16 protein-coding genes are annotated in these 24465 nt (G+C 73.4%); 10 read left to right on the top strand and 6 right to left on the bottom strand.

All coding sequences use genetic code 11. The annotated features are described in order from the left end of the window. Positions 1–210 precede the first annotated feature (210 nt). The 6 genes from Voc01_RS19030 to Voc01_RS19005 are packed head-to-tail and all read left to right on the top strand — an operon-like array spanning position 211 to position 4307. Entirely contained in the window at positions 211–549 is a 339-nt protein-coding gene (locus Voc01_RS19030; RefSeq protein WP_203928812.1) for a PadR family transcriptional regulator, read from the top strand. Continuing rightward, complete coding sequence (locus Voc01_RS19025) at positions 546–1352, top strand: ATP-binding cassette domain-containing protein (RefSeq protein ID WP_203928811.1); 807 nt, start codon at positions 546–548, stop codon at positions 1350–1352. Before Voc01_RS19030 ends, Voc01_RS19025 begins: the two co-directional genes overlap by 4 nt. After that, positions 1349–2053, top strand: a complete 705-nt coding sequence (locus Voc01_RS19020; RefSeq protein WP_203928810.1) for an ABC transporter permease — start codon at positions 1349–1351, stop codon at positions 2051–2053. The genes Voc01_RS19025 and Voc01_RS19020 overlap by 4 nt, the downstream gene beginning before the upstream one ends. Further along, positions 2050–2718: an NAD-dependent epimerase/dehydratase family protein gene (locus tag Voc01_RS19015; RefSeq protein WP_203928809.1), complete on the top strand. Its 669-nt coding sequence runs from the start codon at positions 2050–2052 to the stop codon at positions 2716–2718. Before Voc01_RS19020 ends, Voc01_RS19015 begins: the two co-directional genes overlap by 4 nt. 15 nt (positions 2719–2733) lie before the next feature. Further along, positions 2734–3237: a SigE family RNA polymerase sigma factor gene (locus tag Voc01_RS19010; RefSeq protein ID WP_203928808.1), complete on the top strand. Its 504-nt coding sequence runs from the start codon at positions 2734–2736 to the stop codon at positions 3235–3237. Continuing rightward, entirely contained in the window at positions 3237–4307 is a 1071-nt protein-coding gene (locus Voc01_RS19005) for a hypothetical protein (RefSeq protein WP_203928807.1), read from the top strand. The genes Voc01_RS19010 and Voc01_RS19005 overlap by 1 nt, the downstream gene beginning before the upstream one ends. Before the next feature lie 3 nt (positions 4308–4310). Here Voc01_RS19005 and Voc01_RS19000 read toward each other — a convergent pair whose 3' ends face one another. After that, complete coding sequence (locus Voc01_RS19000; RefSeq protein WP_203928806.1) at positions 4311–4745, bottom strand: SRPBCC family protein; 435 nt, start codon at positions 4743–4745, stop codon at positions 4311–4313. Positions 4746–4768: 23 nt separating this feature from the next. On the opposite strand from Voc01_RS19000, the gene Voc01_RS18995 reads away from it, so the two are divergent. Then, the gene (locus Voc01_RS18995; RefSeq protein ID WP_203928805.1) at positions 4769–5338 is read left to right on the top strand and encodes a TetR/AcrR family transcriptional regulator; all 570 of its coding nucleotides are present in this window, start codon (positions 4769–4771) and stop codon (positions 5336–5338) included. After that, complete coding sequence (locus tag Voc01_RS18990) at positions 5335–5838, top strand: mycothiol transferase (RefSeq protein ID WP_203928804.1); 504 nt, start codon at positions 5335–5337, stop codon at positions 5836–5838. Before Voc01_RS18995 ends, Voc01_RS18990 begins: the two co-directional genes overlap by 4 nt. 641 nt (positions 5839–6479) lie before the next feature. Here Voc01_RS18990 and Voc01_RS18985 read toward each other — a convergent pair. Continuing rightward, positions 6480–8492 (bottom strand): glycosyltransferase family 2 protein, encoded by a 2013-nt coding sequence (locus tag Voc01_RS18985; protein ID WP_239160309.1) that lies wholly within the window; start codon positions 8490–8492, stop codon positions 6480–6482. A 143-nt stretch (positions 8493–8635) separates the two neighbouring features. On the opposite strand from Voc01_RS18985, the gene Voc01_RS18980 reads away from it, so the two are divergent. Then, complete coding sequence (locus Voc01_RS18980) at positions 8636–9712, top strand: glycoside hydrolase family 6 protein (RefSeq protein WP_203928803.1); 1077 nt, start codon at positions 8636–8638, stop codon at positions 9710–9712. Between the two features lie 44 nt (positions 9713–9756). Here Voc01_RS18980 and glxA read toward each other — a convergent pair whose 3' ends face one another. Then, a complete protein-coding gene (gene glxA, locus Voc01_RS18975) occupies positions 9757–11667 on the bottom strand; it encodes a radical copper oxidase GlxA (protein WP_203928802.1) in 1911 nt (636 codons plus the stop codon). Positions 11668–11727: 60 nt separating this feature from the next. Continuing rightward, positions 11728–13011: an aspartate aminotransferase family protein gene (locus Voc01_RS18970; protein ID WP_203928801.1), complete on the bottom strand. Its 1284-nt coding sequence runs from the start codon at positions 13009–13011 to the stop codon at positions 11728–11730. 49 nt (positions 13012–13060) lie between these two features. Between Voc01_RS18970 and Voc01_RS18965 the strand changes: the two genes are divergently transcribed. Then, on the top strand, positions 13061–13747 hold the full coding sequence (locus tag Voc01_RS18965; protein WP_203928800.1) for a GntR family transcriptional regulator: 687 nt from the start codon (positions 13061–13063) through the stop codon (positions 13745–13747). A 14-nt stretch (positions 13748–13761) separates the two neighbouring features. On the opposite strand, the gene Voc01_RS18960 is transcribed toward Voc01_RS18965, so the two are convergent. Together Voc01_RS18960 and Voc01_RS18955 are read right to left on the bottom strand one after the other, a co-directional pair. Then, positions 13762–23973: a non-ribosomal peptide synthetase gene (locus tag Voc01_RS18960; protein WP_203928799.1), complete on the bottom strand. Its 10212-nt coding sequence runs from the start codon at positions 23971–23973 to the stop codon at positions 13762–13764. Further along, the gene (locus Voc01_RS18955; RefSeq protein WP_203928798.1) at positions 23970–24407 is read right to left on the bottom strand and encodes a MarR family winged helix-turn-helix transcriptional regulator; all 438 of its coding nucleotides are present in this window, start codon (positions 24405–24407) and stop codon (positions 23970–23972) included. The genes Voc01_RS18960 and Voc01_RS18955 overlap by 4 nt, the downstream gene beginning before the upstream one ends. Between the last annotated feature and the right edge of the window lie 58 nt (positions 24408–24465).

Raw genomic sequence — 24465 nt, 5'->3', positions numbered from 1 at the left:
TTCCTATCACTCTCTTGCGTGCCTGCGACGTGCGACGTGCGACGTGCGACGTGCGGCGTTCGGCGACGCTCTATCCGGTGTGCCTTTCCGTCCCTGAAGCGCACTGGATAGAGCGTCGTCACTTTCTGGCCGGCCGCCACCGGAGGATCGGTTGGGCGGCGCGGCACTAGGTAGTTGTGCTAGGTAGGTAGCGGCACTAGGGTTTTCGCCGTGGATGCGGACCGGCGGGGGCAGTGGCTGCGCGGCGTGCTCGACCTGTGCCTGCTGGCGCTGCTCGCCGGCCGCGAGTCGTACGGCTACGAGCTGGCGCAGTCGCTGCAGGTGGCCGGGATCGGGCCGATACAGGGCGGAACCCTGTACCCCGTGCTGATGCGCCTGCAGAAGACCGGTCTCGTCACGGCGCGGTGGCACGCGGGGGAGTCCGGACCGGCGCGCAAGTACTACCGGCTCACCACCGCCGGCGCGGAGGCCCTGCGGGGCACCGGATCGGACTGGCGGCGGTTCAGCGACCAGGTCAACGGGCTCCTGAAAGAGGTGGAGGGCCGATGAACCCGCACGCATGGCTGGCCGAGCTCGACGCGGAGCTGCGTCGCCGCGGCACCGGGCCGGAGACCGCGGGGCACGTGGTCGCGGAGGCCGCGGCGCACCTGTCCGACAGCGGCGAGAACCCGGTCACGGTCTTCGGCCGTCCCGACAGCTACGCCGCGGCGGTCATCGAGATCATCGGCAACCGGGCCAGGCGGGCACCCGGGCCGATCCGCCTGCGGGCACAGGGAATCACGAAGCGGTACCGGCGGCGGGTGGTGCTCGACAACGTCGACCTCACCGTGCGGGCGGGGCAGATCGCGGCGGTCGTCGGCGCCAACGGCTGCGGCAAGAGCACGTTCCTCGGCATCTGTGCCGGGCTGCTCAGCCCCGACGCCGGGGAGGTGCGCGTCGCCGGTCGCATCGGCTACTGCCCGCAGGACGGTGGCGTCGCCGACTTCCTGCGTCCCGACGAGCATTTCGTTCTGGTCGGCGCCGGCGCGGGTCTGTCCCGCGTCACCGCGAAGGAACGCGGCCGGAACTCGGCCGCGGCCCTGGGCTGGACGGCGGCCGACGCCCCGACCGCGCGGCAGCTATCCGGCGGCACGCGGCAGAAGCTGAACCTGGTGATGTCGACGCTCACCGAGCCCGACGTGCTGCTGCTCGACGAGCCGTACCAGGGCTTCGACAGGGGTACATACGTGAATTTCTGGGACCAGCTGTACCGGCTGCGCGACGAGGGGAAGGCAATCGTGGTCGTCACCCACCTGCTGAACCAGCTCGACGGCGTCGACCTCGTGCTCGACCTGACCGGAGCCGCCTCGTGAGGAAGGTGCTGACGGTCGCCGAGATGACGCTGCGGGAGCTCGTACGCCGCCGGCGCGCGATCGCGTTCCTGCTCCTGCTACCGCTGGTCTTCTACGTGGTGCGGCACGAGTACGTGGGCCAGTCGGTGCGGTCGCTGTTCCTCGGCATGGGCTGGGCCGTCAGCACCGCCGCGTTGTTCGCGACGACCGCCGGCCGCACCGTGGACCCGCGGCTGGTGCTCAGCGGCTACCGCGCCTACCAGGTGTACCTGGGCCGGTTGTTCGGCCTGTGGGCGGCCGGCGCGGTGCTGGCGGTGCCGTTCCTGCTGCTGATCTTCTTCGATGTGCCCGGCGTGCGGTTCGGCGCGGTGTCGCTCGGGCTGGGGTTCTGCGTCGCGGTCGCGGCGCCGTTCGGTCTGCTGATCGGGATCCTGCTGCCGCGCGAGTTGGAGGGCACCCTGGTGCTGCTGACCGCGGTGTCGATGCAGATGCTGCTCGACCCGGCCGACGCGCTGTCGAAGGTGACGCCGTTCTGGTCGAGCCGCGAGATCGGCACGTACGCCGTCGACCACACCGGTTCCGAGTACCTGACCCGCGGCACGGTGCACGGCGTCGCGTACACCGTCGGGCTGGTGCTGCTGGTCGGGCTGATCGTCGCGGCGCGGCAGCGCCGTCGGCGGCACCTGCGTTACGCTCCCGAGCCGGAGGGGGTGCGCGCGTGAAGGTCGTCGTGTTCGGTGGCACCGGGATGGTCGGTCAGGGCGTGCTGCGGGAGTGCCTGCTCAGCCCCGCGGTCACCGAGGTGGTCACGGTCGGTCGCAGCGCGACGGACCGGCGCGACCCGAAGCTGCGCGAGGTGGTCCACGCGGACCTGTCCGACCTGACGGCGATCCGCGCCGACCTCGCCGACGCCGACGCGTGCTTCTTCTGCCTCGGGGTGTCGTCGGCGGGCATGGCCGAGGACGCGTACCGCCGGATCACCTACGACCTCACCATGACGGCCGCCCGGTCGCTCCCCCCGGAGGTGACGTTCACCTACGTCTCCGGCCAGGGCACCGACTCCACGGAGAAGGGCCGCACGATGTGGGCCCGGGTCAAGGGGAAGACCGAGAACGACCTGCTCGCCCTGCTGCCCAACGCGTACATGTTCCGGCCCGGTTACATCCACCCGATGAACGGCGAACGGCCGCGCTCGCGCGTGTACGCGTTCCTCCTGCCGGTCGCGCGTCCGCTGTACCCGGTGCTGCGGCGGCTGATGCCGAAGAGCACCACCACGACGGAGGCCCTGGGCCGCGCGATGCTGGCGGTCGCCACGGGCGGCGCGCCGAAGCGGGTCCTGGAGAATCCGGACATCAATGCGCTCGGAGGCAACCCCGCGCGGGGGTGAACGCGTAGAGCGGGTGTGAGAGCCCTCTCGAAGCGCCCGGAGTTCGACGCGTTCGTCGCGAACCGGTGGCCGCGCCTGCTCCGGGTGGCCTACCTGCTCACGGGCGACTGGGCCGGTGCCGAGGACCTGGTGCAGACCGCGTTGGTGAAGGCGTGGTTCGCGTGGCGGCGCATCGGCGGCGATCCCGAGCCGTACGTGCGGCGCATCGTGGTGACCACGTTCGTGTCGCACCGCCGCCGGCGCTGGATCGGCGAGGTGCCGGTCGGCACGGTTCCCGACGTCATGGGCGCCGACGCCGCGGCCGGGCACGCCGACCGCGACCTGTTGTGGCGGGCGCTGCTCCGGTTGCCGGCGAAGCAGCGGGCGGTGCTGGTGCTGCGCTACTTCGAGGACCTCTCCGAGGAACAGATCGCGGCGACGTTGGGTGTCCGCGCCGGCACCGTGAAGAGCCAGGCGAGCAAGGCGTTGGCGCGGTTGCGGCTCGACGAGAGCCTGGTCGACAACACCGGGAGACGATGATGAACACCGAGGATCTGGTCCGGTTGCTCGACGAGCGCAGCAGCCACGACCGCCTTCCGCCGGGACCGGCGCTGTACGACCGCATCGCCCACCGGCGCCGGCGCCGGGCCGCGGGAACCGCGGCGTTCGCCGTGGTGCTGGTGCTCGTGGTGGCGGCGCCGGTGCTGCTCACGCGGGGCGGCGGTAGCGGCGGCGATCCGGTCGGCGACCCGTCGCACGGGTCGGGCCGGCCCACCAACGAGACCGAGCGGACGCCCGCCGCCTACACGGGTGGCTACCGGCTGGTCGACTCGCGGGCGTCGGTACTTCCGGCCGGCAACACGTTCACGTACACGTTCACGCCGACGACCTACGACTTCAAGCTGATGCTCTGGTGCGACAGTGCCCGGGGGAGCCGGCTGCGCGCGTTCATCGCCGGCAGGCAGGTCGAGACCGACTACTGCGAGCCGGCCGGCAAGCGGGGGGAGTTCTTCCCGGGCACGCGGTCCAGGCCGGTCGCCGAGAAGCAGAAGTTCTGGGAGGACGAGTTCGGCGTACGCGTCGGCACGCCGGTGACCGTCACCGTGCGCGTGCACACCGGGACGGACGAGCAGCCCGACCCGGAGCCGCCCACGGCGTCCGGGGTGGCGCGCCTGCTGGTCTACGAGGCGGTGCCGTTCGCCGAGTACCCGTTCCCGGAGCCACCGCGGTCGATCCCGCGGATCACCACCGACCCTGTGATGCCCGGTGAAACGGTCATCAACTACCGCGACGCGTTCGAGCTCCTGCAGCGCGACGACCCGGTCAACGGCTACTACCCGTTCTCGGTGACCCGGCAGCCCGGTCGCGACATCAAGCTGTCGCTCGACGCGCGCGGCCCCGGCGTGCTGCGGATCGTGGTCGACCAGCGGGTCGAGGTGTTCATGATGGAGTACTGGGAGTGGCGGAACGCCGGGTGGTCGATCACGATCGATCCGGGGCTCCTGCCGGCCGGTCGATCGGTGGCGGTCGGCATCTACGCCGTGCACTTCACGGCACCCGTGTGGCGGGTCACCGCCACCGACGTCCCGGAGCAGCCGCGCGGTGGGTGAACCTCACGACCCCTTCCCGGCAAGGGTCGTGGCGTGCGTGGCGAGACCCTCGACGCAGCGTTGGATGAACTTTCCGAGGGCCCAGCGGTAGATCCGGCCGGTGCCGGGCACCTTCGGGGTGAAGCTGCTGCGCCAGTGGATCACCGTTCCGCCGTCGGCGGGCGTCAGGTCGACGTCGGCCCGGTAGCCGCGCAGCGGCAGCCCGGAGAGCAGCGCGTAGCTGAACCGCCGGCCCGGCACCAGCTCCACGACCTCCTCGCGGCTGACGGTGCGACCGGTGCGGAACACCCGGATCGATCCCAGGCCACCGTCTCCGCTCTCCAGTTCGAACGAGTCGAGCGGCGACCAGGCGGGCCAGGTCGTGCCGTCGGCCAGCAGCGAGTACACCGTGGTGGCGTCGGCGGCCGAACGCGCCGACCTGTCAATCTTCTGTACCATGTGGTACATGTACCATGTGGTACATGGGTGAGGCAAGGGACGCGTTGCTGGACGCGGCTGTCGAATACGCGGCACACCACGGCATCGCCGACGTCAGCCTGCGTCAGCTCGCCGCCGCGCTCGGCACCAGCCACCGCATGCTCGTGTACCACTTCGGCTCGAAGGAGGGGCTGCTCGTCGCGGTCGTGCGTGAGGTCGAGGCCCGGCAGCGGGCGTTCCTCGCCGACCTCGACGGGTCGCTGCCGCCGGTGGAGATGGGCCAGCGGTTGTGGGAACGGCTCTCCGATCCGGCGATGTGGCCGTACGAGAAGCTCTTCTTCGAGGTCTACAGCCAGGCGCTGCGGTCGCGGCCGCACACGGCCGCGATGCTCGAGGGGGTCGTGGAGTCGTGGGTCGCGCCGATCGCGGACCTCAATGTCCGTAACGGCGTTCCGCCGGGGGACGCGCGTGCGACGGCCCGGTTGAGTGTCGCGGTGACGCGGGGACTGCTGCTCGACCTGCTCGCCACCGGCGACCAGGACGGGGTGCGGGAGGCGATGGACCGGTTCCTGGCGCTCTACCTCAACGCGTACGGCGGTAGCGTGTCGGAATGACGGCTCCCGATGTCGACCGGATCGACCCGCCCCGCGTCGCCGACGAGCGCGCGTCGTTGGACGCCTGGCTCGAGTACTACCGGGCGAGCATCCTGCACAAGTGCGCCGGTCTCGACGGTGCGCAGCTGGCGGAGAAGTCGTGCCCGCCGTCGCCCATGTCGATGATCGGGCTGGTGCGGCACCTGGTGGAGATGGAGCGGATGTACGTCCACAAGCTGGCCGAGCCGGACATCGGGCTCCTCTACTGCACCGACGACAGCCCCGACGGCGACTTCGACGACGTGTCCGCCGGGGCCGCGTTCGACGACCTCGACACGTTCGCCGTCCACTGTGGATGGTCGCGGGAGGTGCTCGGCAAGCTCGGCCTCGACGACGGGTTCGGCACGGAGCGCCCGTTCACGGTGCGCTGGAGCTACCACTACCTCATCAAGGAGTACGCCCGGCACCTGGGCCACGCTGACCTGCTGCGGGAGCGCATCGACGGGGTGATCGGCGAGTAGCTCCCCGGGTGCAGGTCGGTTGCCACCCCTTGTACTGAGCGTCCCATCGCAAGGACACTCGGTACATGGCGCGCAACGGAAGTGCGAGGACCGGCCGCAGGGCCCGTCCGAGCCGGCGCGCCGCGCGAGAGCGCGGACCGCCTGGACGTACCGAGCCCGGAAACACCTGACGCACCTCACCCGCCGACCCGGCCGGCAGTATGACCGGGAACACGAATGGAGGATCCACACCGAGGCGGCGCCCGACGCGTGAAGACCGCACCGGCGCAGCCCACGCCCACCGGCGACCACGCCGCCCGTGACCACCGACGCACACCCGGCCACCGCACCGATGTCCACACCGGACGGTGGAGCTGACGGGGCGTCGACAGAGTGGGGGTCACGCCGGCACACGCCGCACGACATTGGTTCCCGACGGCCACCGCGGGTGTGCCGACGACGACGGGGAACCGCGGCGTCACCGGTGAGGCAGCCACATCCGATCTGGCTGGCGCCGTCAGCGTCGCGCCGCCGGACCAGGAGCGCACCGCGGAAGCGGCGTCGCCGGTCCGGCCCTCCTGGCACGACGGCTGGCCCCGCTGGACGTACAGGTCGGCACAGGTAACCGGTCGCGGGGGGCTCCACAGGGGAGCCCCCCGCGATCACGTGTTCCCCGAGTCGACGGGGCTCCGGTCCTGCGCGGGCACACCGTCCCCCGACCCGTCGGGGCCGCGTCCCTGCGCCGGCACGCGGTTCGCCGGCGAGACGGCGCTGCGTCCCCGCACGGTCGCCCCGTTTCCGGACCGCTGCGCCGGCAGGTCGACGCGCGGCATGATCAGCGTCGCGCCGACGTCGTCGTGCGGGTTGCCGCCGACGCGGGCCGCCAGGTGCTCGCGCAGCAGCGCCTTCGGCATCTCCATCGTGATGTCGCCGGCGTGCTCCGGCGTCCCGGCCTGACGCGGCACGAACGCCTCGGCCGCCTCCGCGCGGTTGAGGACCGCCTCCATGCGCCAGAGCACCAGTGGCAGCAGGCAGATGAGGAGACCGGTCACCGGCCACAGCAGCGCCGCCGGGCTCGCGTACCCGCGCACGAACGACACCACGATGGCGCCGACGAGCAGCACCGCCCACCCGATCGGGTTGCGGAACGTGCGGAGGCCGTCGCTGCTGCTGCTCGACCCCTTCGGCGTCACCACGAACTTCGCCGGCCGCCGGCCGAGCGTGCTGAGCAGCTGCACGGCGTAGAGCGGCGCGGCGAGCACCGACATCAGCATGCCCTTGAGCCCGCGTGACCCCGGCGGCTCGTACGGGCTCACGTTGTACCGCCGGTTGTCGATGTAGAGCCACAGCGAGAACGCGGTGGCGTCGGTGTACAGCGCGAACCAGACCTGCGGGCTGATCGTCATGCCGCTCACGCCCAGCGCCAGGAACAGCACGGCGTTGACGATGCCGAGGATCCAGCCGATGGCCATCGACGGGTAGAACGTCGTGATGAGCGTGTAGTGCAGCATGCCGCCCGGCGACAGCTTGAAGAACTTCCGCCAGTACGTGGTCAGCAGGATCTCGAATGTGCCCCGCGCCCACCGTCGCTGCTGGCTGAAGTAGTCGCTCCAGCTCGACGGTCCCTCACCGGCGGACAGCACGTCGGGGGTGTACACCGACTTCCACCTGTTGCCGGTGGCCGGGTTGCGCTTCGTGTGGAACGCCAACCCGGTGGCCATGTCCTCGGTGATGGAGTCGGCGAGCCCGCCGATGGTCCGCAGCGCGTCGATGCGGACAGCGTTGTTGGTGCCGACGAGCATCGGCGCGCCGTACCGGTTCGCGGCCCGCTGGATCACGCTGTGGAACGGGAACTGCTGCGACTCGGCGGCGCGGGTCACGAACGCCTCGCCGTTCTTGTAGCACTGCGGTCCGACGGCGTACGCCACGTCGGGGTCGCGGAAGTAGCCGAGGATCCGTTCGGCGAAGTTGGCCAACGGCACGTGGTCGGGGTCGACCGAGAGAAACACGTCGTAGTCCGCGCCGTGCGTGTCGACCCAGGCGTTGTAGTTGCCGTGCTTGGTCTTCGCGCGGAACGGTCCCTTCGCGGTGTTGTACTTCTCCACGCCCTTGCGGGTGAAGTGCCGGATCGACAGCTCGTCGCACATGGCCTTGACCGCGTCGTCGTCGCCCTCGTCGAGGAGCCAGATGTCGAACACACCACGGTGGCGGATCCGCTTGGCGGCGCGGAGGGTCTCACGCACGACGTCGACCGGTTCCTTGCTGGGAACGATGGTCGTGAGGAACGCGACCCTGACCGTCGGGTCGGGCGTCACCGGCACCGGGTCCCGTGCGGTGATCGACGCCAACGACAACGACACGACGTTGAGCAGCCGCAGCACCTCGACGACCGCGATCGACACGATCACGAAGATGTTGGCGACGAACGCCACCTTCTCGACCGGACCGGGGTTGGTGTCGGCGAAGTGCTCCGGTTGCAGCAGCCACGCGAAGAACACGATCTCGACGCACACGTTCGCCACCGCGATGAACGCCGCACCGAGGTACCGCCGGCCACGCATGTTCCGGTAGCTGACCCGATAGTCGGCGTCCGGCGTCTGCAGTGGACCGGCGAGCTTGCTGTATGTCTCCAGCCTTGCCCACGATCGGCCGTAGACAGGGATGTTCGGTTCCACTGCGCGGACGGTATTTCCGGGTCCCGGTGAAGCTAACTCGCGTCGGGGCTGTTCGCACCGGTAGGTGATGTATGCGCAGATTTAGTCCACCCGTTCGGGTGGCTGGGTTATGGTTTCCGCTTGTCGAGAACCGGAATGGATTCATGACGAGATTTCTTCGGCTTGCGACCGTTGCGGCCCTTGCGTTGTCGGTTCCCGGGTTGGCCGGATGCGAATCCGACGAGCCGCCGTCCGTCACCGGCACCGGAGCACCGGCGCTGCCGGGTGGTGTGGGCGGCAACGCACAGCAGGAAGGGCTGCCGTCGCCGCCGCCACCCCTTCCACCGAACCCGTTGGCGGGAAAGAAGTTCTACGTCGACCCGGCGAACCCGGCCACCCAGCAGGCCGCGCGGTGGATCGCCGAGAGCCGCGCCACCGACGCCCAGCAGATCCGCAAGATCGGTGACCGGGCGGTGGCCCACTGGCTGACCGCCGGTACCAACGCGACCCGGGAGGTCGACGCGCTCATGACGCGCGCGGCGGCAGCCGGGCAGGTGCCGGTGCTCGTCGCGTACAACATCCCCGGCCGGGACTGCGGCAGCTACAGCGCCGGCGGAGCGGCGTCACCCGCGGCGTACAAGGCGTGGATCCGCACCGTGGCGGCCGGTCTGAAGGGCCGACCCGCGGTCGTCGTCGTGGAGCCCGACGCCGTGCCGCACACCGTCGACGGCTGCGGAGACCTGGCCGACGAGCGCTACGCGCTGCTGCGCGACGCGGTCACCACGCTGAAGTCGTCCCCGAACGCCCTGGTCTACCTCGACGCCGGCCATCCCGCGTGGGTCGCCGACGTGGGCAGGCTCGCCGGCGCGCTGCGTCGCGCCGGTGGCGACGCGGCCGACGGCTTCTCCCTGAACGTCTCCAACTTCATCCCGACCGCGGACAACCTCGCCTACGGCGACCGCCTGTCGTCGGCGATGGGTGGGAAGCGGTTCGTCGTCGACACGAGCCGCAACGGCGCGGGCCCGGCTCCGGGTGCCGAGGTGAACGGCGGGCCGAGCTGGTGCAACCCGCCGGGGCGCAAGCTCGGCCAACCGCCCACTGTGGACACCGGGCACCCGCGGGCGGCGGCACTGCTCTGGATCAAACGACCCGGCGAGTCGGACGGTGCCTGCCGTTCCGGGGAGCCCGGCGCCGGTGCGTGGTGGCCGGAGTACGCGCTGGATCTGGCCCGTAGGTCCTGATGCCGGCGTGGGACAGGGCCGACCGGCCCTGTCCCACCGCGGTTCTACTGCACCCGTAGCCAGCGGCCCACCGAGGGGACGCCCGCCTCGTCGACCACGAAGAGCAGGTACGGGCCCGGCGGAACGAGGGCCTTCTCGGCCGGCACCGTCAGGGTGACGCCGCCGGTGCTCGTGGGGGCCACGTCCACCGCGATCGAGCGTTGGTCGGTGTTGAGCATGTGGGTGGCCGAGCCCGGCCGGATCAGGCGGGCGGTCTTCACCGGACGGCTCACCATGGCCTCGAAGGTCGCGCCGTGCGCCACCGCGGCGGGGGCGTCCTCGATCATCGGTCGGGAACCCTGGAACAGGTAGGGCGGCGTGAAGATCTCGATCCGCTGCTCGAACTCGCCCGAGATCGAGTTCTTCTTGTCCCTGTAGAGGGGATCGGAGCCGATCGTCAGCACCCTGCCGTCGGGCAGGAGCAGGGCGGAGCTGTGGTAGTTGCGGCCGACCCGCGGGTCGGCCACCACCGACAGGGTGTTCGTCGCCGGGTGGTAGAGGCGGGCGGTGTGGTTGTCGCTCATTCCGCGGCCGCGGTAGTCGTTGGAGCCGTTGGTGATGAGCGTGGTGTCGTCGGGCAGGGTCACCGCGTGGGCGTAGCGGGTGCCCTCGGGAAGGTCCGGGCCGGGGCGGTAGCGGGGGTCCGGGTCCGACAGGTTGATCAGGTCGATCCGCTTCGTCGAGCGGGCCGACTCGCCGATGCCGCCGCCACCGACCACCATCACGGTCTGGTTCTGCACCGGTCCGGCCCAGGCCGACGTCGAGGTCTCCATCTGGTCGGCGTCGCGCAGGCCGCCCACGGGGCGGAACGAGTTGTCGGTCAGGTTCCAGAACCCGGGTTCGCGGCCGCGGTCCTCCGGGCCGAAGCCGGCGTTGGACCCGGAGTAGAACAACCGACCCGGCACCGCCGTCTGGAACAGCGCCGGGTACGTCGCGAAGTACCGGTCGAGGTCGGGGCGCAGCGTCCACCGCTTGGTGGCGGGGTCGTAGATCTCGTTCTGGGCGCCGTTGACGACCTGGCCGCCGCCGTCGAGCCCCGACACCGAGAGCACCTTGCCGTCGGGCAATGCGGTGAGCGTGGGGTACCAGCGCTTCTCGTGCATGTCGGCGACCCGCTCGTACCGCTCGGTGTACGGGTTGAACTCGTAGGTCTCCTTGCGGCCCTGGTAGTCCTGCTTGTCCATGGTGATCTTCTCGGCGACCCCGTAGACGTCACCGCCGGTGGCACCGTCGACCCGGTACTGCGCCGGGCCGTTGTTGACGAAGCCCGCTCCCAGGCCCGCGGCGTCGACCCACACCCGGGTCTCGCTCGCGGTGACCTTCGTGGCGAGGCCCTCGCCGGTCTTGCGGGCCGGCTCGACGGTGATGTCGTCGTTGGTGAGGTAGCGGCGTCCGTCGGGTGCGATGAACGTCGTTCCCTTGCGCAGCGATGCCGCCCGATCGGGTGACTCGTTGCGGACCACCATCGTGCCGCCCGCCCGCGTCACGTCGGGCTGGAGCACCTCGTACCGCAGCGTGCCGCCGGCGACGAGGAGCTTGCCGTCGGGCAGGAACGCGTGCCCGGCGCAGAACAGGTCGGTGGGTGTCGGTACCGCTGTCGTGGCACCGGATTCCGGATCGAACACCACGGTGCGGAACGTGCCCGCCTCGAACTGGTCGCGCTTGTTGCCGGACCCGGCGATCAGCAGCAGCCTGCCGGTCGGCAGCACCGCGGCGTGGATCGCGTTGATCCGCTGCCGCTGCGGCAGCTCGACGATCTGCCAGTGGCCGTGCGCCTGCTTGTAGTCGGCGCTGTTGATTTTTCGCTCGTGCAGCCAACCGGTGACGGCGTCGAACGCTGGCGGAAAGTTGGCGAAACCGAGCACGCCGGTCGCGACCAACGGGAGCACGATGTGCTGACGGAACCGGTGTCTCACAGGCGATTTCCCCTTCGAGGCTACGGATCCGTAGCACCGTAGAGGCGTTTTCGCCGTTGCTCAAACGCGAACGTCGCTCAGTGCGAGGGTCAGCGCTCTGTCGAGCATCTCCAGTCCGAGGTCGATCTCGTCGGTGGTCGCGGTGAGCGGCGGGGCGATCCGCAGTACGCTGCCGAAGCCGGGGAACTTGACGATATTGATGTTCACGCCCAGTTCCAGGGCCCGGTTGGTGACCGCTACCGAGTACTCCGGCGCGGCCGCGCGGGTGTCGCGGTCGGCCACCAGATCCACTCCGAGCAGCAGTCCCTGCCCGCGGACGTCACCGATCGGCTCGTGCTTGCGCTGCAGTTCCAGGAGCCCGGCGCGCAGCCGTTCGCCGAGTTTCAGGGCGCGTCCGGGAAGGTCGTCGGCGAGCACCGTGCGGAGCACGGCCCGTCCCACGGCGGCCGGCAGCGGGTCGCTCACGTGCGAGGTGAAGTGGAGGAAGCCCTTCGCGGCGGCGTCCTCCTCGATTTCTTTCGTGGTCACCGTTGCGGACAAAGGTAATCCGCCACCCAGCGTCTTGCTGAGCGTGAGGATGTCGGGTACGACGTCGTGCTGTTCGAACGCGTACATCGAGCCGACGCGGCCGATGCCGGTCTGCGCCTCGTCGAGAATCATCACCATGCCGCGCTCGTCGCAGTGCTCGCGCAGCCGCGCGAGGTAGCCCGGCGGCAGCGGCACGATGCCGCCGGCGCTGAGGATCGGCTCGGCGATCACGGCCGCCGGAGCGCCGGTCGACATCGTGTCGACGAGCGCCATCCCGGTGTCCAGGCAGGTGAAGTCACACGTGTCGCGGCAGTGCCGGATCGGGCACCGGTAGGTGTTCGGCGCCGGCAGCGCCATCGCGCCGGGCATGCCGGGACCGTAGCCGCGCCGTCCCGCGCTGTACGTGCTCGACGACGCGCCGGCGGTCATCCCGTGCCACGAGCCGGCGAACGCCAGCACCTCGTAGCCGCCGGTGTGCAGTTTCGCCAGACGCAGTGCGGCCTCGTTCGCCTCGCCGCCGGTCGACAGGAACATGGCGCGCGCCAACGGCTCCGGCAGCGTGGCCATCAGCTCGCGGGCCAGTTCGGTGACGTCACGCGACAGGAAGCCGCTGAACAGGTGCACGACCCGGCCGCTCGCGTCGCCGATCGCCTTGAGGATCTCGGGGTGGCCGTGCCCGAGCGTCGCGCACATCTGCCCGCTCGTGAAGTCGAGGATGCGCCGGCCGCCCTCGGTGGTCAGCCAACTGCCCTCGGCGCGTTCGATGAGCTCGGAGGCGAACTCGCCGCCGTACCGGATCAGCTTGTCGGTGGTCACCCTGACATGTCAACATTGCTGCCGTGACATGTCAATACAATGGGACGGCGTGAGCACTGTCGCCGTACCGGCAACGTCGTCGGGCAACGCCGCCTACCTCCGCCTGCGCCGGGCGATCGTCCGGCTGGAGCTGCCGCCGTCGGCGCCGGTGTCGGAGACCCACCTGAGCGACCGCTTCGGGCTGTCGAAGGCGGCCGTACGGGCGGCCCTGGCGCGGCTGCGGGCCGAGGGGCTGGTGCTGGCGGAGCCGCGCCGCGGGCACGTGATCGCGCCGTTGACATTGCGCGACGTCCGGGAGATCTACGACCTGCGCGTGCTGGTCGAGCCGGCCGGTGCCCGCGTCGCGGCGACGGTCCTCGACGCCGGGGTCGTCGACGGGCTCGTCGCCCGCGTCGGCCGGCTGTCGGATGAAGGCGGGTCCACTGTGGAGGACTTCCTCGCGGTCAACCGCGACATCCACGTGGCGGTCGCGGCCGCCGCCGGGAACAGCCGCCAGGAGGCGCTGGTGGAGCGCCTGCTCGACGAGAGCGAGCGGGCGATCGCGGCAGCGTTCGCGGCCGGCGTGCCGGGTGGTGCGCCCCGCATCCGCGAGGAGCACCTGACCCTGCTCACCGCGTTGCGCGCCCGCGACCCCGACGCGGCCGCCGCCGCGATGGCGGCGGCGATCAGCCGCTTCCGCGACGACCTGCTCCGCATCCTCGCCGGCACCGCGCCCGTTCTCGACGCGCAGCTCTGACCGGTCTCCGTCGGCTACGGCAGCCGCAGGGTCGCCGGGTCGATCACGTGGTGCATCAGGTGCGGCGGCGCGGTGCCGACGCCCAGCCGATCGAGCGCCGACGCGTAGGCGGCGGCGACCTCGGGCTCCACGAGGCCACGGACCCGCGGCAGCCCCGGATCGGCGGCCCGGGCCAGCGACTCCACCTGGCACGACGCCAGCGTTCCGGGCACCCGCGGCTGCGCGGCGTACCGCTCGATCACGTCCGGCGGCAGGTCCGGCGCGGTGACGCGGTCGACGGCTCCGACGGCGAGCAGCCCGCCGCCGACCACGAGCACGTCGCGCTTCAGGCGCATGCGGTCGAGCGCGGCGACGGGGTCGATGGCCGGCGGGAACGAGTCGTCGACGACGATCGTGCCGGGCCGCAGGTCCTCCGCCCGCAGCGGAGCCGTCGACGCGCTGGTGGCCGCGACGATCAGGTCGGCGTCGGACCAGTCGCCGATCGACACGCGGTGGCCGGCGTCCATCAGCGTGCGGCGTAGCTCCTGGAGGACGGGCACCGTGGCGGGGAGGTCGCACAGCAGCACCCGGTCGGGCCGCTCGGGAAGCCGCGCCAGCACGAGGTTCAACGCGGCGCGTCCGATCGAGCCGACGCCCAGGAACGCGATCGTGCCCGGCGCCCGGCCGGTGGCGCTGAGCGCGGCGGCCACGGTGCCCGCGACCGCCACGGCCGTGGCGGCGTGCCCGGTGGTGACCGTGTCGTCGTCCCCGAGCGCGAACCCGTACCCGGTGAGCGACGGCAGCATCCCCGCCAGCGAGACGCCGCGTGCCCCGAACCGGTGCGCCTCCCCGACCGCCCGGGTGACCTCGGCCGCCAGGCCGTCCACGGTGGACAGTTCGTCGGCGAACCGGGGCAGACAGACGTATCCGGAGCGGCCGAGGGCGGTCTCGGCGACCTCGAGGAGGCGGGGCGCGCCGCCCGGGAAGAGGGCGGCCCGGACCCGGTCGCGCGGAACGGCGTTCGTGGGCAGGCCGGCCATCGCGGCCAGGTGCGCCGGCGAGGGCAGGTAACCGATCAGGGCGGCGTCGAGCGTCCCGGCCCAGCTTCTCCGTCGTGCGCGGCCCTTGACCGCGTCCGTGAGCTCGTGCCTGATCGCGTCCGTGAGCTCGTCCCTGACCGCGTCGGCGAGAGCCCGCGCCCGGTCCGGTGGCAGCGCGGCGCGGACGGTGAACAGCAGGCCGTCGTCCGTGGGCCGGGCGGCGAGTACGACCTCCGCGCCGGCGGCCGGCGGGTCCAGTTCGGTGCCGGGCTCCCACTCCGCGGTCAGCTCGCCCGGTCCGGTCGGGCGGGTGAGCGAGGTGAAGTCCAGGTACGTGAGGAAGGCGTCGACCTCACCGCCGGCCGTGCTGTCGTGCGCCGTCTCCAGCGCCGCGGCCACCGCCCGCAGGTCGGCGACGAAGCCCGTGGCCGGCACCGGCCGCACGACGACGGCGGTGACACACGGGCCGAACAGCCTCGTGAGGTCGGGGAGCGGGTGGTCCCGCCCGGTCGTGGCGACGCCGACAGCGGGGTCGGCGCGCCCGGTGTGCCGCCGTAGCGCCCGCACGTACGCGGTGAGCACGGCGCCGTGGACGCTGGCGCCATGCGCGGCGGCGAGCCGTCGCAGCCCGGCGACGGTGCGACCGTCCACACGGGACTCGGCGACGCCGGTGTGCTCCCGCACCGCGCCGCCGCCGGGTGCCCGCACCGCGCGTGGACGCAGCGTCGGCCCGGTGCCGGCGACCGCGACGAAGTCCCGGAACGTGCTCCGCGGCGGGGGCGGCCGGTGGTCCGGGTCGCGGTACCGGTCGAGCAGCTCCCGGCCGAGCAGCGCGGCGCTGTAGCCGTCACCGATGAGATGGTGCGCGTGGACCACGAGCACGTGCTCCTCCGGCCCGACCCGCACCAGCCGCAGCCGGATGAGCGGCCAGGCCCACGGCTCGAACCGGCGCACCCGCTCCGCGGCGACCACACCGTCCACATCGGACGTGTGGAACCCGACGGGCAGCCGCAGCGCGGGCGGCAGCTCCTGCTGCACGGGCGGCCGCGCCCCGGCCGGGAACACCGTGCGCAGCATCCCGTGCCGCTCGACGAGCGCGTCGACGGCGCGCTGGAACCGGTCCCGGTCGAGCGGCCCCCGCAGCCGGATGCGCGCCAGCCAGCCGTGGTTGCCGGCCGGGTCGAGCGCCTCGGCGAGCAGGAAACCCCGCTGGGACGCGGTGAGCGGGAACGGGGTGTCGGCCCGGTCCGGAACCCGTGGTTCGGGCTCCGGTCCGCCGCGGGCCGCGTCGATGGCGGCGGCCAGCGCCCGCACGGTGCGGTGCCGGTAGATCGCCGTGGGGCGGGGGAGCCCGGGGAACTCGTCGGCCAGGTGGGCGAACAGGTCCAGGGCGAGGATCGAGTCGCCGCCGAGGGTGAAGAAGTCGTCCTCGCGTCCCACCAGGTCCGCGCCGAGCAGCCGCGACCACGCCGCCGCGACCGCCTTCTCGGTGACGCCCCGCGGTGGCCCGCCGGTCGCGTCCGCGTCGTCGGTGCCCACGAGCCGACCCCGGTCGACCTTGCCGGCGGAGGTCATCGGCATCGCGGAGAGCACGTGGATCCGCGCCGGCACCAGGTACTCGGGCAGCCGCTCGCGCAGGTACGCGCGCAGGTCCGGATCGGTTCCCGCCCGCGGTTGCGCGTACGCGACCAGCCGGGTGCCGTCGGGAAGGACGGCCGCGTGCTCGACGTCGGGGTGACCGCGCAGCACCGCCTCGGTCTCGCCGGGTTCGACCCGGTGCCCGCGGACCTTCACCTGGTCGTCGCGGCGACCGATGAACTCCAGCACGCCGTCGGGGCGGCGCCGCACCACGTCGCCGCTGACGTACCAGCGCCGGCCGTCGCGCCACCGGAACGCGGCCGCCGTGCGCTCGGGATCGTCGAGGTAGCCGGGGCTGACGCCGGGTCCGCCGATGAGCAGCTCGCCCTCGTCGGCGGGGCGGCCGTCGTCGTCCACGACCCGCAGGAGCGCACCGGCGGCGGGCCGTCCGATCGGGACCGAGCGGTCGTCGTCCGCCGGCCGCCGCGCGACGACGTGGTACGTCGCGTTGATCGTGGTCTCGGTCGGGCCGTACAGGTTGGTCACCGGTGCACCCGCGCCGAACAGGTCGAACCAGCGCCGCACCGCGCCGACCGCCAGCGGCTCGCCGCCGACGTGCACCCACCGCAGTGCGGACAGGTCCGGCCGGTCGGCCCGTCGTTCGGCGGCGGCGAGCAGCCGTTCCCACAGCGACGGCACCGAGCTCCACACCGTGATCCGGCCGCGTTCCAGGAGGCGGAGCAGCGCGTCCGGGTCGCGCAGCAGGTCGCGGTCGACCGGAACCACCGTCGCGCCGGCGAGCAGCGGCGCGAGGATCTGCCGCACCGAGGCGTCGAAACAGCTCGGTGCGACCTGCAGCATCCGGTCGTCCGGCCCGTACCCGAACGTGTCGACGGCCCAGTCGAGGTAGGTGGCGAGCGCGGTGTGGGTCACCGGAACAGCCTTGGGGCGGCCGGTCGACCCCGAGGTGAACATGACGTACGCGAGGTCACCCGGTTCGGCGTCCACAGTGGACGTCGCCGCCCCGGTCTCCGACAGGTCCAACCGCTCCAGGCCGATCGCGGCCGCCGCGTCGGCGGTGGCCGCGTGACACACGACCAGGCGGACCCCGGCCCGGTCGAGCTGGTCGCGCAGGCGGCCGGGCGGGTGGGTGGCGTCCACCGGGACGTACGCGGCGCCGGACCGCAGCACGCCCAGCACGCCGACGACCGTGTCGACGCCGGGCCGGGTCAGCAGACCGACCCGCGCGCCGGCCGAGCGGGCCGCGAGCGCGGCGGCCAGGCGGCCGGATTCCCGGTCGAGGTCCCGGTAGGTGAGCGGCGGACCCGTCATCGGGTCGACGGCGACGGCGTCCGGCGTGGTGGCGCAGCGGTCGAGGACGCGGCGCACGATCCCGGCCCGGCGCTCTCCCGCGGCGGCCGTCAGCGTGGCCGGGTGCTCTCCCGCGGCGGCCGTCAGCGTGGCCAGGTGCTCCGTCGCGAGCCGCGCCACGGTCTCCCGGCGGAACAACGCGAGCGGGAACGTCCACGACAGGTGCAGCGACCCGTCGAGCTCCCACGCGAGCAGGCTCAGCCGGGTGGCGGCCGAGCCGGTGCCCGCCGCGGTGGCGGTCACCGGTGGCAGGCCGGCGGTGTCGACGGTCACCGGGAAGCGGGCGAAGCTGAACCCGGCCGTCCGCAGCCCGGCGCCCCCGGCCGGCGCGAGGCGGCCGATGTCCACACCGGACACCGATGCGTGCCGCTCCGACTCCAGCCAGGCCGCGCGCACCCGGGCCGCCACCGCGCGCACGTCGTCGGCCGGGCCGACCTCGACCGCCACCGGCAGCACGTCGGCGAGCGGACCGATGAGCGCGCCGATCCCGGGCACCCGGGCATCCCGGCCCGCCCGGGCGACGGTCACCGCGACCCGCTCCTGCCCCGTCCACGTGGCGAGGCACCGCAGGTACGACGCGAGCACGAGGTGGAACAGCGAGACACCGGCGTCGGCGGCGGCTTCCCGCAGCGCCGCCGCGTCGGTCGCGACCCGGTGGGTGACCAGCGGCGGCGCCGGTGCCGCGGACGGGTCTCCGTCGTAGGGCAGCGCGAGGCCGGCGGGGTAGGTGGCGAGCGCGCGCCGCCAGTACGCGGTGTCCACTGTGGAGGCCGGGGTCACCGGCAGCCCGGAGAACGGGGTCTGCGCCACCGGGCCGGCGCCGTCGCGGTAGATCGACCACAGCTCCTGGCACAGCAGGTGGAGGCTGTACCCGTCGACGGCGGCGTGGTGGCCGACGATCACGAGATGCGAGAGACCGGACGACTCGCGGGCGAGCACGGCGCGCAGCGGCGCCTCGTGGAAGAGGTCGATCGGCCGGTTGCACAGGTCCTCGTCGAGCTGTTCCGGCGTCGTGCGCAGGCTCACCTCGCTGAACCACGGCGGTGCGACGTCCACTGTGGCCGGTGGCGCGATCACCTGCCGCGGCCCGGGGCCGACGAGCCGCATCCGCAGCATCGGGTGGCGCGCGGCCAGCACCGCGAACGCGCGGCCGACCCGCGCGGCGTCCAGCGGACCGTCGAGCGTCTGCCGGACGTAGCCGTACGCGGGCACGTCCGGGTACATGCGGGCGGCCGTGTGGAAGGCGCGCTGCACGGGCGTGAGGGCCGTGCCCTCGCCGAGGAACCCGGCCAGCGCGTCGATGGTGTCGTACTCGAACAGCAGCGTGGTGGGCAGGTCCCGGTTGAGCCGCTGCTCCAGCTTCTTCACGAGGTCCACCGCCGTGAGAGAGTCGATGCCCTGTCGCAGCAGCGACTCGTCGGTGCGCAGCTCCCGCCCGACGTGGTGCTCCAGCAGCTCCTTCAGGCCGGCCGGGGGTGGCGGTCCGGGCTCCGGCGGCGGTTCCTCGGCGACGGTCGTCAGCTCGTGCGCGCCGTCGACGGTCAGGGCCGCCCGCAGCGCCCGCACCGCGGTGGCCCGGTCGACGACGGGCACGCCCTTCGCGGCGAGGGCCGCCGTCAGCGCCGGCGTGGCCATGCCGGTGTCGGCGACCAGCGGCAGGTGGACCGTCACCGCACCGTCCCGGCCGGCGCCGGAGGCGGCCAGGAAGTGGTTGGCCGCGGCGTACCCGGCGAGGGCACCCGTGAGACCGGGCCGGCGCGTCACGACGCTCGACACCGAGACGAACCGGCGCGGGCGCAGGGCGTCCGCGAGCAGGTGGGTTCCCCGCACCTTGGGCGCCAGCACCGCGGCGAGGTCGTCGTCCGACTGCGCGGCGAGGCTGCCCGGACGGAGCACGCCGGCCGCGTGGAACACGGCGTCCAGCGTGGGCGCGAGCGCGTCGACGGCCGCGGCGAGCGCCTCGACCGAAGCGGGATCGCCGACATCGCACGGGATGTAGTGGGCCCGGGCTCCGAGCGACCGGAGCTCGGCGAGCAGGTCCGCGGGCGGGGTGGCGCCACGGGCGACGAGGACGACCGTCGGCCGACCGCTCGCGGCGAGGTCCCGGGCCAGGGCGGTGCCCAGGCCGCCCGTGCCACCCGTGACGAGATAGGCGCCGCCGACCGGCCCGGTACCGGCACCGTCGACCGGTACGGCCACGCGGGTCAGGCGTTCACCGCCGCGCCACGCGACGACCTCGGCCGCGCCCGGCGCCGGTGGCGCGGTGCTCTCCCGCTCCAGCGCTGCGGCGTGCCGGTCGGCGCCGTCCACCGTGGACAGATCGACGACCCGCACCCCGAGCCCGGGTACCTCCGCGGGCAGCGCCAGCGCCAGCCCGACGGCCACGGCCTGCGCCGGTCGCACCGTCTCGCCGGGTGCGCCGGTGGCGTACACGTCCTCGGTCACCACGAGGACCGCGCCGGTCCGCCGGTCCAGCAGCCCGCGGACGGCCGCGACCGCCGCGCGGACCTCGGCATCGAGGCTGCCGACGCTGTCCACAGTGGAGGACGGGCCGACCCGGTGCACCAGAACGGGTCGCGGCTCGCCGGCCGCCAGCGGGGCGGGCCGCCAGTCGAGCCGGTGCAGCGCCGGCGGCGGGTCGACCCAGTACCGCTGCCGCTGGAACGGGTAGGTCGGCACCGGTACGCGCGTGGATCCGGCGTCGAGCGCGGTGCGGTCCAGCGGTACGCCGACCTCCCACAGCCGGCCGGCGAGCGCGAGCAGTGCCCGCCCGTCGGCGTCGGCGGGAACCACGTGGGCGCCCGGCACCGCGGCGCGCGGCCCGTCGCCAGGCACCGCGGCGCCCGGCGCCGCACCGGCGAACGCGACGACGACCGCGGACCCGTCGACGGCGGATCCGGCCCGTACCACCGTGTCGGGGCGGATGCCGGCGGCCATGAGACGACGGGCCAGCGCCGCACCGACGCCCCCGGTCGGGGGCAGGACGAACGCGAGCCGCGCGGAACCGGCCGCCGTCACCGGTGTCGCGGTCGCCAGGGCGGCCGCCACGTCCGCGGCCGAGTCGCCGTCGACCACGACCGAGACGCGGTGGCGGCCGTGGTCCCGCGCGGAGCCGGCGCTGGCGCACAGGTCGCCGGCACCGAGGTCCGGCCGGGCGGTGGCGTGGGCGCGTAGGGCGGCCACCGCCTCGTCGAGCGCGCGCGGGCTGCCGGCCGACAGGGTCAGCAGGTGGGGACCCGGCCGCCGCGCGGAGACCGGTGCCGTGGGCGGTTCCTCCAGGATCACGTGGGCGTTCGTGCCGCCGAAGCCGAACCCGTTCACGCCCGCGACGAGCGGGCCGTCGGCCGTCCACTCCACGGGCCCGGCGACCACGGCGAGGCCCGCGCCGGCGAGGCCGAGCCGCGTCGAGACCGGGTCGTGGTGCGGCGACGGGGGAAGCCGCCGGTGCCCCAGCGCCAGCACGACCTTGACCAGCGCCGGCATGCCGGCCGCGTTCAGCAGGTGCCCGAGGTTGGCCTTGACCGAGCCCAGCCACCGCGGCCGGCCGTCGCGACGGGGCGGCAGGGCCCGCGCCAGCGACCGGACCTCGATCGGGTCGCCCAGTACCGTGCCGGTGCCGTGGGCCTCCACATAGGACACCCGGGCCGGGTCCACCCCCGACTCCCGGTACGCGCGGGCGATCACCTCCTGCTGCCGCGGCGGGTTCGGGGTCAGGACGCTGAGCGAGCGGCCGTCGTTGTTGACCGCGCTGCCGCGTACCAGCGCCAGCACCGGATCTCCGCGCCGGCGGGCGGCCTCGGCACCGGCGAGCACCAGGGCCGCCGCGCCCTCGCCCGGCACGATCCCGTCGGCGTCGGCGCTGAACACGCGGCAGCGCCCCGTCTTCGAGACGGCCCGCGCGTCGTCGAGCGCGCGGTGGGCGTCGGAGGTGAGGTTCAGGTTGACCCCGCCGACGACGGCGAGGTCGCATTCGCCGGCGGCGATGCTCAGCCGGGCCAGGTGCAGGGCGACGAGCGCCGACGAGCACGCGGTGTCGACGACGAGCGCCGGCCCGTCGAGGTCGAGCGCGTGGGCGACGCGGGCGGCCACGAGGGTGCGCAGCCCGCCGATCAGCCCGGCCCGCGGGGAGACGCCCGCCCGCCGCTGCAGGTCGGCGTACCCGCTCTCGCCGGCCGCGGCGAACACACCGACCCGTACCCCGCGGCGGCGGTGACCGGCGTAGCCGGCCCGTTCCAGCGCCTCGTGCGCCACTTCGAGGAGGATGCGGGTCTGCGGATCGGTGTGCCCGGCCTCGTCGGCGTCGAGGCCGAAGAACGCGGCGTCGAAGGCCGCCGGATCGTCGAGGAACGACCCGGACCCGGCCCAGCGGGTCGAGTCGGCGACGGCGTCGTACCCGGCCAGCAGCGCGTCCCAGAAGCGCTCGGGCGTGTCGGCTCCGGGGAACCGGCACGCCATCCCGATGACGGCCACGGTTCCCGTTGCCGGCGCGGCGCCGGTCGTGGGTCGCGCGGGGGTCGGCCGGTGGCCGTCCAGGTATCCGGCCAGCTGGGCGATCGTCGCGTGGTCGCGGAGCACGAGCGGGTCGAGCTCGACGCCGTACGCGTCCTCGAGGTCGGCCAGCACCTGCATCGCCGTGAGCGACGTGCCGCCGATCTCGAGGAACCGGTCGTGCGCGTCGAGGGTCGCCGGGTCCCGGCGCAGGGCCCTGCCCCAGGCGCGGCGGACCGTGCTCTCCGCGTCGGGCTTCGCGGGGAACTCGCCCGCCTCGAACCGGGCGCGCAGGAGTGCGCGGCGCACCTTGCCGCTCGTCGTGCGCGGCAGCGTGGCGAGCGGCACGACGTGGACGTCGGAGTGCCCGGTCGCCGCGGCGATCCGGCCCGCGACGCGCGCCACCGGGCTGTGGCGCGGCACGAACACCACGACGCGGTCGGCGCCGGTGGCCGGGTCGGGTGTCCCCACGACCGCACACGTGCCCGCCGGCATGCCGGGGGTGGCGGCGGCCACCGCCTCCAGGTCCGACGCGTGGAGCGTCGCTCCGTTGACGAACACCACGTCCTTGGCCCGGCCGGTGACGCACAACCGTCCACGCCGGAGGAACCCGAGGTCGCCGGTGCGCAGCCAACCGTCCACGAAGGACCGTGCCGTGGCGTCCGGGTCGCGGTGGTAGCCGCGGGCCACGTTCGGTCCGCGCACCTCGATGTGGCCGACGCGGTCGTCGGGCAGGGCGGCGCGCGCGTCGTCGACGATCCGCACGGTGCATCCCGGCACCGGGTGGCCGACGTCCATGAACTCGGCCCCCACACCGGAGGAAGCGGGCTCGGCCCGGCCTTCCGCCAGCGCCGCGCGGTCGAGCACCACCGGTACCGCCGCCTCTCCCAACGGCGGCGCGCAGACGCCGAGGGTCGCCTCCGCCAACCCGTACACCGGCTGCACCGCGGCCGGATTCAGCCCGGCGGCCGCCGCCTTCTCCAGGAACGACCGCCACACGGCCGGTGCGATCGGCTCCGCGCCGACCGCGCACAACCGCACCGGGCTCAGGTCGAACGCGTCCCAGTCCGGTACCCGCCGCACGACCAGCGCCAGCGCGAAGTTCACCGCGGGCAGTACCGTGGCGCGGTGCCGGGTCGCGGTCTCCAGCCAGCGGACGGGCCGCTTCGCGAACGTCACCGGGCTGAGCACGACCTGTCTCATGTGGACGGACAGCGGCACGAGATGGCTGCCGATCAGCCCCATGTCGTGGTGGTACGGCAACCAGGTGACGATCACGTCGGATGACCGGAAGCCACCCGCCGCGACGGACTGCGACAGGTTCGCCACGATGTTGGCGTGCGTCACCTCGACGCCGCGCGGGTCGCCGGTGCTGCCCGAGGAGTACTGCAGGAACGCGAGGTCGTCCGCCGCCCGCCGGCGCACGCCGGTGGAACCGTTGCGCCGCAACGCGGGCAGGTCGGCCGCCGTGACCACGGGTGGATGGTCGAGTGCCGCCGCCACGTGGGTGGCGCCGGGAGCCAGCGGAACCGGCACGAGGCCGGCGCACACCGCGCCCCAGAACGCCGCCTGGAAGTCCGCGCTCCGGTCCAACCGGAGGATCACGGGCATGCCCCGCGGAACGGCCGACAGGCCGGCGGCGACCCGCAGCGCGTCGTCGCGCAGCTGGCGGTGCGTCACCGTGGTCTCGGTGCCGTCGGCGTGGACGTGCACGACCACCTGGTCCGGTGCCTCGTCGGCCGCCCGCAGGAGGACGTCGACCAGGGTCATCGGAACTCGTCGGCGTCGCGCAGGGTCCGCAGGGCGTCCGCGAGCGCGCGCGGTCCGTCGGCGCCGAGCACCCGCCGCAGCATCGCGTTGAACTCGGCCACCAACGGCCTGACGGTTTCGAGGGTTTCCACCCCGTAATCGGTGAGGGCCAGTTGGTGGGCGCGGTGGTCGTCGGGGCTGGGGTGACGCTCGACGAGCCCGGCGTCGAGCAGCCGGCGCACCATCGCCGTGACGGCGGACTCCCGCTGCCCGAGCGCCGCGGCCAGCTCCCGTTGCGTGGACCTCGGCGCGTCGTGCAGCGCGAACAGGGCGCCGGTCTGCGCGGTGGTCACTCCGGCGAGGTCGACGCTGCGCCGGTCGGCCCACAGCCGCAGCCGGTGTGCGGCCTGCTGGAGCAGGAGGAACACCCGCTGGTCCGGTTCGGCGTCGCTCATCACGCAATCCTTGCAGAGCTTGACGGGGGTCCCGCCGCTTTCTAGTCTCGCTTCACTA

The sequence above is a fragment of the Virgisporangium ochraceum genome, assembly GCF_016863655.1.
Lineage (GTDB): Bacteria > Actinomycetota > Actinomycetes > Mycobacteriales > Micromonosporaceae > Virgisporangium > Virgisporangium ochraceum.
This window is presented reverse-complemented; position numbering and strand designations above follow the sequence as displayed.